This is a genomic window from Nocardia jiangxiensis NBRC 101359 (assembly GCF_000308615.1).
GTDB classification, from domain to species: domain Bacteria; phylum Actinomycetota; class Actinomycetes; order Mycobacteriales; family Mycobacteriaceae; genus Nocardia; species Nocardia jiangxiensis.
Genome location: NZ_BAGB01000041.1, coordinates 244,622 through 256,892, shown reverse-complemented (window position 1 = coordinate 256,892; position 12,271 = coordinate 244,622). Strand labels below are relative to the sequence as shown.

Annotated in this window: 13 protein-coding genes; 2 read left to right on the top strand and 11 right to left on the bottom strand. The window is 68.2% G+C overall.

The annotated features are described in order from the left end of the window. Positions 1-168 precede the first annotated feature (168 nt). A complete protein-coding gene (locus ON40_RS15300) occupies positions 169-495 on the top strand; it encodes a hypothetical protein (protein ID WP_051193138.1) in 327 nt (108 codons plus the stop codon). A gap of 17 nt (positions 496-512) precedes the next feature. Here the strand turns inward: ON40_RS15300 and ON40_RS15295 are convergent, their stop codons facing one another. The 3 genes from ON40_RS15295 to ON40_RS15285 all read right to left on the bottom strand — a co-directional run bounded on the left by ON40_RS15295 (position 513) and on the right by ON40_RS15285 (position 3,446). Continuing rightward, complete coding sequence (locus ON40_RS15295; RefSeq protein ID WP_157186303.1) at positions 513-1,538, bottom strand: hypothetical protein; 1,026 nt, start codon at positions 1,536-1,538, stop codon at positions 513-515. A gap of 151 nt (positions 1,539-1,689) precedes the next feature. Further along, entirely contained in the window at positions 1,690-2,676 is a 987-nt protein-coding gene (locus ON40_RS15290; protein WP_040823024.1) for a glycosyltransferase family 9 protein, read from the bottom strand. 284 nt (positions 2,677-2,960) lie between these two features. Beyond that, positions 2,961-3,446 (bottom strand): hypothetical protein, encoded by a 486-nt coding sequence (locus tag ON40_RS15285; protein WP_040823023.1) that lies wholly within the window; start codon positions 3,444-3,446, stop codon positions 2,961-2,963. 173 nt (positions 3,447-3,619) lie between these two features. Between ON40_RS15285 and ON40_RS15280 the strand changes: the two genes are divergently transcribed. After that, complete coding sequence (locus ON40_RS15280; protein ID WP_040824124.1) at positions 3,620-3,970, top strand: hypothetical protein; 351 nt, start codon at positions 3,620-3,622, stop codon at positions 3,968-3,970. A 127-nt stretch (positions 3,971-4,097) separates the two neighbouring features. Here the strand turns inward: ON40_RS15280 and ON40_RS15275 are convergent, their stop codons facing one another. From ON40_RS15275 to ON40_RS15240, 8 genes are all read right to left on the bottom strand, one after another. Further along, positions 4,098-5,288, bottom strand: a complete 1,191-nt coding sequence (locus tag ON40_RS15275) for a Dyp-type peroxidase (protein ID WP_040823022.1) — start codon at positions 5,286-5,288, stop codon at positions 4,098-4,100. Continuing rightward, complete coding sequence (locus ON40_RS15270; protein ID WP_040823021.1) at positions 5,281-5,799, bottom strand: copper chaperone PCu(A)C; 519 nt, start codon at positions 5,797-5,799, stop codon at positions 5,281-5,283. The genes ON40_RS15275 and ON40_RS15270 overlap by 8 nt, the downstream gene beginning before the upstream one ends. Positions 5,800-6,316: 517 nt before the next feature. Then, complete coding sequence (locus ON40_RS15265) at positions 6,317-6,880, bottom strand: hypothetical protein (protein ID WP_051193137.1); 564 nt, start codon at positions 6,878-6,880, stop codon at positions 6,317-6,319. Positions 6,881-6,931: 51 nt separating this feature from the next. Next, positions 6,932-7,828 carry a TIGR03619 family F420-dependent LLM class oxidoreductase gene (locus ON40_RS15260; RefSeq protein ID WP_040823020.1) on the bottom strand — a complete coding sequence of 299 codons (897 nt, stop codon included), beginning with the start codon at positions 7,826-7,828 and terminating at the stop codon, positions 6,932-6,934. Between the two features lie 33 nt (positions 7,829-7,861). Next, complete coding sequence (locus ON40_RS15255) at positions 7,862-8,707, bottom strand: SGNH/GDSL hydrolase family protein (RefSeq protein ID WP_245567814.1); 846 nt, start codon at positions 8,705-8,707, stop codon at positions 7,862-7,864. Between the two features lie 91 nt (positions 8,708-8,798). After that, complete coding sequence (locus ON40_RS15250) at positions 8,799-9,299, bottom strand: GtrA family protein (RefSeq protein WP_083895727.1); 501 nt, start codon at positions 9,297-9,299, stop codon at positions 8,799-8,801. A 93-nt stretch (positions 9,300-9,392) separates the two neighbouring features. Further along, positions 9,393-11,792 (bottom strand): ATP-binding cassette domain-containing protein, encoded by a 2,400-nt coding sequence (locus ON40_RS15245; protein ID WP_040823018.1) that lies wholly within the window; start codon positions 11,790-11,792, stop codon positions 9,393-9,395. Between the two features lie 68 nt (positions 11,793-11,860). Beyond that, complete coding sequence (locus ON40_RS15240; RefSeq protein WP_040823017.1) at positions 11,861-12,271, bottom strand: VOC family protein; 411 nt, start codon at positions 12,269-12,271, stop codon at positions 11,861-11,863.

The window sequence follows — 12,271 nt, the reverse complement described above, 5'->3', positions numbered from 1 at the left end:
CAACGTTCTACTCTGATATAACGCGCCATGCCCAGGTTCAGTTCCCGGCGACGGTCAACCCCTGCATTTTACGGGTTGCCACCGGTGGGGAGAAATAACCGTCCCAACCGGGGGAAAACGGTGTGCCCCGCGTGGCGACCGCACATTCGCCCGTTAGGGTGTCGGGTCATGTCGCGCCGTGTCCTGTCGTCCTGTTCCTGGTGTGGACGGCAGATCGCTGAATCCGAAGTCGGGCGTCGCCGCCGGTACTGTCGGCAGTCCTGTCGCCAACGGGCCTACGAGCACCGGAAAGGCTTGGAGGGCACCGGAATTCCGGAGGACTCGGTGGTGCTGAGCGCACAGGAGGCGGCCGATCTGGCCGATCGCTGGTTCGCTGCGCGCTGCGCTGCGGAGGATGTCGCGACCGCGGTCGCCGAGGGTGCGGATCACGGTGAGTTGCTGGAGTTGACCGGCGCGCTGATCACCCTGGCGAAGGAGGCCGAGCGGCTGCGCTGAGCGGCGCGGGTGTGATCTCATCCCGCGCGACCGGCCACCGGCAGCGCGCGCTCGGGGTCCTGTGATGTCGCGGGTGCGGTCGTGGTTCGCCGTGCGGTCAGTATGAGCGCCGTCACGGCTGCGCCGGTGACCACGACCAGGGCCGTGAACGTCAGCAGGGTCGTCGTGTCGGGGTGGATCAGGGGCTGCGCGCGCAGCGCCTGCCACAGCAGCAGGGCGACCAGGCCGGTGTAGCCGAGCGCCAGTACTCCGATCAGCCGCGCTCGCACCCGTTCGGTCAGCCACGGTCGGCGGTGCGCGAGCCGGGCCAGGACGAGTGCGGTCAGAATCAGCACCTGGATGCCGTGCAGACCGGCGAAGTGGGGTATGCGCAGATCCCCGCCGATCGTGCTCCAGTGGACCAGCGGCATGTCACCGACGCCGTCCCGCGTCTGCGCGGGGGAGTGCAGCACGGTGTGCCCGGCCGCGAGTTCCACCGGGTGTCCCGCGGCGTCGTGCACGATCTGCTCGCCGGTGAACCCCATCAGGTAGCCCAGCGCCATGCCGAACACCGCGATCGCCAGACCGGCGTGCACCGCGCGGGCGATCGGCCGGTCCGCGATCCGCTGCCATGAAAGAATCAGCGCGATAACCAGATTCGCGGCGAACAGGCCCGGAACGCCCGAGGCGAACACGATCTGGCCGATCGAGTTGACCGCATCGGATTCGGTGTTGAAATGGCTGAACGTGCCGCGCGCGGCCTGCAACACGATGAACCCGACGTCCACGAAGGCCGTCACGGCGAACAGGCTCCCGAACCACCGGGTGACGCGGGATCCCTTGTGCGGGAACGACAGCAGCCAGGCGAGCGTCAGCGTGTAGAGAGTGAAGGCCAGCCCGAACTTCATCGGTTTGAGCCAGACCGATTCGCCCAGGAGCATCCGGTGGTCGAATGCCATGGCGCACAGACTGAATACGACGAGCCCGGCCATCGCGCACGACGTCACGAGTAGCGGCCGGTGCAGGCGCCGGGCAGGAGGGGCGGCAACAGCGGTAGTGGTCATAGTGCGACGCTATGGCCGCGCCATCACCCGACACGTCCCCCGACGGTGCTGTCCGAACGTAATACCGTGGTGCTAGGGGTGTTTCGGGGTTGCGCCGATGCAGTGGCAGATCGACACAGCCGAGAACCGCCGAACTCGAGGACGGGTTCGGTCAGCCGACGCGACGGTAGGGGCTGGGCCGCCCGTTCAGCCCCGTGCCCGACCACGACCGACTGCGCAATTGCTTGTCGACCGCGTCGATCACCTCGGGCGCCGTGATCTCCAGCAGTCCGGGATCGGGGGTCTTGCCGTCGTGGTCACCGGTGTGCCCGGCCCACAGCACCACGTGCCGGCCGAGCAGATGCGGCGGCGGACCACTCTGGTCGGGCGGGGTGGGACCGAACAGCAGCACGGTGCGGGTGCCGAACGCGGTCGCCAGATGAGCGACGCCGGTATCGCCGCACACCACCAACTCGGCCTCGGCCACGGTGGCGGACAGTTCGATGAGATTCTGCTGCCCGGCCAGGACGTGATGCTGCGGCAGTCCGGCCCGTGCGGCGATGCCCAGGGCGATCTCGCGTTCGAATTCGTCGCCGGTGAGCACGACGTCGCGGTCCTGGACGAGCAGGTGCCGGATCACCGCGGCGAAACGTTCGGCCGGCCAGCGCCGGGCCTCGGAGCCCGCGCCGATGTGGATGACGACGCAGTCGCGATGGTTCGTGGTGGCGACCGGCGGAACCAGACCGAGATTGCGGCGGTCGGCGCTGATGCCGGCGGATTCGAGCAGATAGCACCAGCGGTCGACATCGTGCATATCGGCCTGCCACTCCGGGCCGTCCAGATCCGGGAACGCCGGGTTGCGGTAGGTGAGGATCCGGGTGGGGTTGGTCTTGGCCAGTTCCACGATGCCCTCGGCGCCCGGACCCTGGAGATTGACCGCCAGCACCGGCGGCTCGCCGTCCCAGCGCAAGCTTTCGGGATCCGCGGTGGGCACCATCTCGTCGACCGAGGTGATCAGATCGACGATCGGCTTGAGCCGGTGCGGTGCGGCCAACACGATGCGGTCGTGCGGCCGGGCCCGCCGCAGCGCGCGGAGAGCTGGGACCGCGGTGAGTAGATCACCTAGCCCACGTGCGCGCAGCACGAGTACAACCGCCACCCTCTTCTCCTAGCCATTCACCAGTCATCCGCTCCACCCCGCCTCCGCGCGCGAACTCGGCAGCGCATGGGCGAAGAGAGCCACTGGGCGATGGTTACCCGGGGTGCAATACCTCGAAACGCGTATTCGGTGCGATGTACGTCCCACCGAGTTCGACCTGGACCTGCCTGGTCATCCGAATGTGATCCGATTGGGGCAGTGTTCCCCGGGGCGTCGCGGCTCAATCCTGCTCCGGCTCCGCGGACACCGCCTCGGGTGACTGGCGAGTCCGCTGCGGAGTCCGTTCAGCGCGTGGGCGCGGGGCTGGGTGTGGGTGTGGCCGACAGCGCGGTCGGAGTCAGGTGCCGGTGGTGCGGCGTCATATCCGTGTCCGCGTCGCTGTAGCGGTGGAACCAGCCCATGTGGTCCTGCCAGAACGGGTGATCGGCGGTGACCCGGTGCGGGTGGTGCGGGGAATCGTCGTCGCCGCCGAACGCGGTTCCGGCGGCGAATCCGATGCCGCTGATGAGTAAGGCCACCACCACCGCTGTCGCGATACGCAGCGGCATCGAGGTGCGCCAGCGCGCGCCGAGCCGGGCCAGGCGGGCGGGCTGCGGTGGCGGACCGGCGATCACGGGGTCGGGGTGCGTCCGCGGCGCTGTTTTCGCGTGGTGTTCGGTCGGGGTGCTCGCACCCGGATCCGCCGGTGGGGCGTCCGGTATCGGGCCGGTCGGTTCGGAGCTCGCCGCACGGGAAGGGGTGTGCTCCCCGTCGCTCTCCTGGTGTGTCATCTGTGTGCCGTTCGGTCGTCTGGACAGCTGCCGACTGCCTCGCAGGCTACGGGCCGAGCATGGGATCGATCTGCGTGTCCGATGTGGATCTGCTGTGCATTCGGGAAAAGGTTCGCGAATTTCTACTACCGGGCGTCGTTGACGGTGTCCTCGATGAACTACGCTCTCGTTCCATGACATTCGTCTTCAATCTGGTGCTCGTGACCCACCTGCTGGGTCTGGCGGCCATCATCGGCGGTTACGCGGCCTCGCCGAGGCGGGTATCCGAGGTTCTGGTGTGGGGCGCGCGGGCGCAGATCATCACCGGACTGGTGCTGTTCGGCATGGCGGATTCGATCCACTCGCTGGACAAGCACGTGATCATGGCGAAGATGATCGTCAAGCTCGTGATCGCGGTCGCGGTGGCGGCGTTCGCCGAGATCGCGCGGGCCGATGCCAAGCGCGACAAGATGATCGGCTGGATGCCGCACGCCGCGGGCTGGCTGGCGATCGTGAACGTCTGCGTCGCGGTGCTCTGGACCTGAGCCGTTCTGAGACATTCGCGGACAGTCGGTTCGCCGAATGCTCGCATCCGCCGGTGGATCCGGCACGCCGTGGGATGCCGCTCGGTCCGCAGCAGCTGTGCACGACGCGCCGGAACCCGGCCGTTTCTCAGCTCTCCAACAACGACTGCCCGATATATCCGCCCGGGTCGGTGATCCCGGGCGGCAGGACGAACACCGCGGACCCGACGGGCGTGGTCCAGGTGTTGAGGGCGTCGAATTCGGCCAGCCGCCGCTGCACGGGGAGATACTGCGACTCGATATCGGCCTGGTACGCGGCGAACAACAGCCCCGAATTCGAGACCGCACCGGGTGCGGGGGATTCGTCGTAGTTGTAGCCGCGGCGCAGGAACCGATCGGTGTCGCCGGTGTGGTGCGCCCGAGCGATATGCGATGACGGCGGGATCACCGGGATGCCGAACTGATCGACGGCCGTGAAGTCCGGATCGTCGGACTCACGGGCTCCGGTCAGCGGAGCACCGGTGGCCACGCGGCGGCCCACGGACAACTCGCGCCCGCCGGTGTCCAGATCGTCCCAGGCGTCGAGGTTCATCGCGATGCGACGCAGCACCAGCGAGGTCCCGCCCGCGAGCCACGGCAGCCCGCCGCCGTCGTGCCAGATCAGACGATCGAAGTCGGTCGTGCCCGCGGCCGGATTCACCGTTCCGTCGACCTGACCGAACAGATTGCGCATGCTCTGCCCCGGCGCCGCATCGCGAAATCCGCGCTGCACCCACCGCACCGACACCAGTGAGGTGACGGTGCGGCTCAATGCCCGCACCGCATGCGCGACCGTCGTCGCCTCGTCCGCGCAGATCTGCAACAGCAGATCGCCGTCGCAGTACGCGGGATCGAGACGATCGATCGTGAAGGCGGGCAGCGGACGCAGCCACCCCGGCCGCGCCGCCTCGACCCCGGCGACGGTGAACAGTCGCGGCCCGAATCCGATCGTCACCGTCAGCCGCGCGGGCCGCACGGTGAGTTCGGGCTCGGAATCGGCCAGACCGGGCTCGCCCTGAGTGAGCCGGGCCGCGTCACCGCTCCAGATCTGCAGCAGCCCGATGATGTCCGCGCGGGCGACACCGGGTTTCAGATCGAATCCGAGGTAGGTCACATGCCGCTGCGGTGCCGTCGCGACGCCGCTCTGGTGACGCCCGTGGAACGGCTCGGTCGCCGCGGCGGGATCGGGCTCCCGACCGGAACGAGCGAAATGCTCCGTCCCCCAGGTCAATCCGGCGGCTCCGGCCGCGACCGCACCGCCACCGAGCAGTCGCCGCCGGGTCAGTCCCGGCTCAGCCACCGTGCGCCGGGGTGGTGGTGGGCGCGTAGTTCTCCTGATTCCCCGAGAAGTCGCGGGTCTGCGCGGTGAACGTGGCGCTCGAACCGTCGGCGAATTTCACCGTGATCGGCGTCCGTGATCCCGTGCGCAGCGGGGTCTTCAGGTCCATGAACATCAGATGGTTGCCGCCCGGGGTGAGCGATACGGTGCCGTGCGCGGGCACGACCAGCCCACCGGCCATCGGGCGCATCATCGTGGTTCCGCCGGTATCCACGGTCTCGTGGATCTCCATCCGCGCCGACGCGGGACTGGTCGCGTCGACCATGCGAATCTCCCGGTCGGAGGAATTGCTGAAATCGGCGAAGGCCGAGGACATTCCGGAATCCGCGGCCTTGATCCACTGATTGCTGATTCGGACCGACGCCGCGTCGTTACTGGATTCTGTTGTCCCGGAGGAACATCCGGTCAGCAGGATCGGCACTGTCAGCGCCGCGGCGGCTGCGGCCGTGCGGGCGCGGGTGAGGGTGGACATACGAAGGCTCCGTTTCATGGGGATGGTTTTCAGAGCCACCGTCCGGCGTCGTCGGACCCGCGGGCATCGGCATGCGCCGAGGTGACCCGTGCGAATGCGAGGCGTACATCGACGTGTGCCCAGGGGCCGCTGGTACGTGCACCGGACGCGCGTACCGGCGAACACTCGGGCCGAACACCTACTCGGGGCGCACGTCGGCGTATGCACGAGATGTCGACCGGTATGCACCCCGGCGAGTGTCGAGATGCGCCGAGCGCAGGTTGCAGCCCAGGCGTACACCCGTGCGTATCCGGGTGCGCCGAGCCGTGCCCGAGAGGTACCGGCGTGCATCGCGGCGCATACGACAGTGCCGAGATGCGGATCGATGGACGCCGAGCATCGGGGTCCGGCGATGCTCACGGCCGCTGGAATGAGGATCCGCTTGCGGCCGTGCGTCATCGGTGCCGGGACGACAGTGCTGTCGCGACGGGCACAGACGATCGCGGTGTCGCGATGGTTGTCCGGGCCCGCCCCTGGTTCAGCAGACGGCGAAATCCGCCGGACGGTGGAAAGTTTCGACGAACGAATCCCTCGGCGGCCCGCGCCGTCCGATGCCCGAACTGATCAGCAGCCGCCGCAACGGGATCGACGGCACGGCGGGGGACGCGGGCGAATGCGACGGCGGCGCAACCACGGTCGCGATGAGCGCGACGAGTACGCGCAGCACGCTCGCATACACCCGGCGCAGCGCGGCTTCCGCGCCCCGGATCAGCAGTGCGCCCACGGGAACGGCGAGTGCGTGCGCGGCCAGCATGGGCAGGGTGAGTAGCTGCCCGTGGCAGTGCTCCGGCGCAATCGCCAGCGCCACATGCCCGATCGCCTGTCCCACCGCGAGCATCGGCAACAGCCGGGCCGGTCCCGGGCGCATCGTGGCCACCACGGTCCCGGTGAGCGTGCAGACCGCGACGAGCAGAACCACCGACGCCGAGGTCAGCGATACCGGCCCACCGCCGAGCGCGTGCGCGCCGATACTCACCGCACCCGATGCCGCACCGACACACGCGCCGCGCAGCCGCGCGGTGGGGTCGGTGGATGATCGCACCGGGTCATCGTAACGACCGTCGTGAGTCGGCGGATCGCCTGGTCGGGTGGGTCAGCCCAGCCGCCGCAGAAGGCGTTGGGCCGTATCGAGTACCTGGTCCACCGACTCGACCAGGTACATCAGATCGATGAAGTAGTCCTCGAACCCGGTGTCCGCGGCGGTCGACTCGATGGTCTCGGCGATCTGCGCCTCGGTGGCGCCGTGCTCGACATTGACCCGGATGATCGTCTCGATATCCGACGGGTCACGTCCGGCCGACTCGGCGGCCGCGTCGACGTCCTGGCGCATCCGCCGCAGGAAGCGCGCCTGGTCGGCGTTGCCGGGCACACGCAGTGCCGGAAGCCACCCGTCGGCGTATCGCCCGACCCGCGCGATACCGGCCGGAGCGAAGGCGGCCAGATGGATCGGCGGATGCGGCCGCTGTACCGGATCGAGCGAACTGCGATGTTCGGGCACCGTGACGTACCGGCCGCGATATTCGGCCGGATCGCTGGTCCAGATCGTCCGCAGCGCCTCGATGGTCTCCTGGAGGCGCGCACCGCGATGGTCGAACGGGACGCCCGCCGCCTCGTACTCCTCGGGTGACCAGCCGATGCCCAGACCGGCCACGAGCCGTCCGCCGCTGATCACATCGATCGTGGTGAGCGCGCGGGCCAGCGGTACCGGTCGATACAGCGGGGCCACCAGCACATTGGTGCCCAGCCGCACCCGCTCGGTCACCGCCGCGGCGGCGGTGAGCACCGCGAACGGGTCCAGCACCGCATCGAATTCCGCGGGAATCGTCGTACCGCCGCGGTAGCCGACCTTCGGCCGGGTCGCGGCCAGCAGCCGATCGCCGACCCAGAGGCTGTGCGCGCCCGCGCGCTCCACCTCGCGAGCGAACCGCGGCACCTCGCGTCCCTCGCGTGCCTGCGGCCCGAGCTGCGGAATGGCGAATCCGATCGGCATTCTCTCATCCTGTCAGAGCGATTCCGGGCACACTCAGGACTCCGCGGCGGTCTGCGGTTCGATCGGCGGCAAGGTCGCCAGACGATCGAGGATGAGATCCGCCACGCCCGCCATTCCCGCGGCGGTGGGGTGGAAGGGTGCGCCCGGATTTTGCCGCCCCGGCAGCGGAATGTAGCCGCCGGAGGTCCACGCGCCGGCGCTGCCGGGCGGATGGTCCAGGCTGGGGGTGCGCGCGTCGATCAATTCGGCCCCGGCGCGGGCCGCGGCCGAAGCAGTATGCGCGGCAAGGGATTCGGCGAACTGATGATAGTTGCGATCGACCGGGCGGTCCTCCTCGGAGACCGGGCCGAGCAGGGACAGATAGTTCACGACCAGAACCCGGGCCCGCGGTGCGCGCCGGGAGATCGTATTGAGCACCTCGGTCAGACTCTGCTCGATCGTGTGCAGCCGATGGTTGACGGCGGTTTCGTCGCCGAGGCGCGCGATCGGGGGGATCAGCCGTAACGGCAGGGGTAATCGGTGCGCGACGCGGTACTGGGTCAGCCCGACATCGTTACCGCCGATGGTCAGCGTGACCAGGTCGGTGTCGGCGTCGACCGCGCGGATCTGCGGCGGCTGGCCGTACTGCTGCTCGTGCAGGATGTGCTCGCAGGTGGCGCCGCTGCTGGTGACGTCGGTGAGCTGCAGCCGGGCCGCGTCGGCGACCAGGTGCGCGTAGTTGTTGCGTGAGCGGCCCGCCAGTCGCGGCGCCCCGGGCTCGCGGGGTGCGATCGCGGGCCCTGAGGCGAACGAACTGCCCAGTGCCACATACCTCTTGCCGTGCCATCGAGTCGACTCCGGATCCGTGCCGGGTCGGCTGTGGTGGAGAATGCCGCTCACCTCCCTGGACGTGCCTCCCTTCGGGAGGCATCTTGACGCAGTGCGCGGTATGTCTCGGGCCGACGGGAGACCCGTCGGCCCGGCCGCTACGTCACAGTGTTTCCAGCGCGGCCTGAGTCAAATCATCCGGAAATACGAACCTGCGCAACGCCCAGTAGCGGAACGCCATGGCCAGCAGCACGCCCAGGATCTGCCCGGTGATGAAATTGGACAGCGCCTGCGTGGTCGGGCTGACGTGCGGTACGTGGATGTCGAAGATGTACAGCGCGATCGCCTGCGGAATCAGGGTGACGACCACCGCCAGTGCGCTGACGCCGAAGAACAGCGCTGCCTCGTGCGCGCGCTGCCGACCGCCGCGGGTGCTGAACGACCATTCCCGGTTGAGGATGTAGGAGGCGATGGTCGCGATGAGGACGCCGATCGCTCGCGCGGTGAGGGGTTTGTCCTGCAGGACGGTCAGTTTCAGCGTGTAGACGATTCCGGTATCGATGAACCAGGTCATCGCGCCGACCACGGCGAACTTCATCAGCTCCTGATGCTGGTGAAGACGGGCGAGGTAGCGGTCCGGCACTCGATCCAGCGCGGTCTGCATCAACGACACGTCGCCACAATAGCCGGACCGCCGCCATCCGGCACGTGCTGTCGCGTCGGGTGCGGCGCGTGCCGGATGGCGGCGGCGGGACGGTCAGCTTCCGACGTAGGCCGCCAGATGTTCGCCGGTGAGGGTGGATCGGGCCGCGACCAGATCCGCGGGCGTGCCTTCGAAGACGACGGTGCCGCCGTCGTGTCCCGCGCCCGGTCCCAGGTCGACGATCCAGTCCGCATGCGCCATCACGGCCTGGTGGTGTTCGACCACGATGACCGATTTCCCGGCCTCGACCAGCCGATCCAGTAGCGCGAGCAGCTGTTCCACATCGGCCAGGTGCAGTCCGGTGGTCGGCTCGTCCAGGACGTAGATTCCGCCCTTGTCGCTCATGTGGGTGGCCAGTTTGAGCCGCTGCCGCTCACCGCCGGACAGGGTGGTCAACGGCTGACCCAGGCGCAGATATCCGAGCCCGACGTCGGCCAGGTGCCGCAGAATCTTCTGTGCCGCGGGAAGGCGCGCCTCGCCGTCGCCGAAGAACTCCTCGGCCTGCGCGACCGACATGGCGAGCACCTCGCTGATATCGCGGCCACCGAGGTGATAGTCCAGCACCGCGGCCTGATACCGCTTGCCTTCGCATTCCTCGCAGGTGGTCGCGACTCCGGCCATCATCGCCAGATCGGTGTAGATGACGCCCGCGCCGTTGCAGGTCGGGCACGCGCCTTCCGAATTCGCACTGAACAGCGCCGGTTTCACGCCGTTGACCTTGGCGAAGGCCTTGCGGATCGGTTCGAGCAGTCCGGTGTACGTCGCGGGATTGCTGCGCCGCGACCCGCGGATCGCGCCCTGATCGACCGAGATCACCCCCGCGCCCGCCGGAATCGACCTGTGCACCAGCGAACTCTTGCCCGATCCGGCGACGCCGGTCACCACGACGAGCACGCCGAGCGGGATGTCCACGTCCACTTTGCGCAGGTTGTTCGCCGTCGCACCGCGGATCTCGAGGCTGCCGGTGGGCTTGCGCACGGATTTCTTGACCGTGGCGCGGTCGTCCAGGTGGCGGCCGGTGATGGTGTCGCTGGCCCGCAGCTCGTCCAGGGTGCCTTCGAAGCAGATCGTGCCGCCCTCCGAACCCGCACCGGGGCCCAGGTCGACGATGTGATCGGCGATCGCGATGGCTTCGGGTTTGTGCTCGACCACCAGCACGGTATTGCCCTTGTCCCGCAACCGCAGCAGCAGCGAGTTCATCCGCTGGATATCGTGCGGGTGCAGGCCGATGGTGGGCTCGTCGAAGACGTAGGTGATATCGGTGAGCGCGGAGCCCAGATAGCGAATCATCTTGGTGCGCTGCGCTTCTCCGCCGGACAGGGTGCCCGACGGGCGGTTCAGGCTCAGATATCCCAGGCCGATCTCGACGAAGGAGTCCAGGGTCTCCCGCAGCGATTCCAGCAGCGGGCCGACCGACGGTTCGTCCAGGCCGCGCACCCATTCGGCGAGGTCGCTGATCTGCATCGCGCACGCGTCGGCGATGTTGATTCCGGCGATCTTCGCCGAGCGGGCCGTCTCGCTGAGCCGGGTGCCGTCGCATTCGGGGCAGATCGTGAAGGTGACCGCGCGCTCGACGAACGCGCGCACATGTGGTTGCAGTGCGTCGACGTCCTTGGACAGCATGGACTTCTGGATCTTCGGGATCAGTCCCTCGTAGGTGAGGTTGATGCCCTCGACCTTGATCTTGGTCGGTTCCCGGTAGAGCAGATCGTTCAGCTCGCGTTTGTTGTACTTCCGGATCGGCTTGTCCGGATCGAAGTAGCCGGAGCCGATGAAGATGCGCCCGAACCAGCCGTCCATGCTGTAGCCGGGGATGGTGAACGGGCCCTCACGCAGGGATTTGGTGTCGTCGTACAGCTGGGTCAGATCGATGTCGTTGACCGAGCCGCGGCCCTCACAACGGGGGCACATCCCACCGGTGATGTTGAAACTGCGCCGCTCCTTGATCGTCCGGCCGGAGCGTTCCACGGTGACCGCGCCCGCGCCGCTGATCGAGGCGACATTGAACGAAAACGCTTGCGGCGAGCCGATATGCGGGGTGCCCAGGCGGCTGAACAGGATCCGCAACATGGCATCGGCGTCGGTGGCCGTGCCGACCGTCGAGCGCGGATTCGAGCCCATGCGCTGCTGGTCGACGCTGATCGCGGTCGTCAGACCTTCGAGGACGTCGACCTCGGGCCGGGCCAGCGTCGGCATGAATCCCTGGACGAAGGCGCTGTAGGTCTCGTTGATCAGGCGCTGCGATTCGGCCGCGATCGTGCCGAAGACCAGCGAGCTCTTACCCGAACCGGAGACGCCGGTGAACACCGTGAGCCGGCGTTTGGGCAAATCGACGCTGACGTCGCGCAGATTGTTCACCCGCGCCCCGAGCACGCGGATCACCTCGTGGCTGTCGGCGACGGGCTGTGCGGGCGGCTGCTGTCGGCGCGCAGGGGTGCTCGCGGCCTTGGTCATCGTGTCTCCATGTTTCGGCGCGGCCGCCCGTGCGGCCCGAATTCGGTATGAGGGTGGTGCGGATCAGGTCAGCGCAGTTCCTGGATTCGGACCATATTGCCCGCCGGGTCGCGGAATGCGCAGTCGCGCACGCCGTACGGCTGTTCGGTCGGCTCCTGGACGACCTCCGCGCCGGTGGCCTGCACGCGTTCGAAGCTGCCGTCGAGATCCTTCGTTGCCATCAGGATGCTGCCGTAGGTGCCCTTGGACATCATCTCGGCGATGGTGCGACGCTCGTCGTCGGTGATCCCCGGGCTGGCCTGCGGCGGGTACAGCACGACATTGATGCCCGGCTGATCTGCGGGGCCGACGGTCAGCCAGCGCATGCCGTTGTAGCCGACGTCGTTGCGGAGTTCGAAGCCGAGCGCGTCACGGTAGAAGGCCAGCGCGGCGTCCGGGTCGTTCTGCGGCAGGAAACTCGAGTGAATGGTGATATCCAT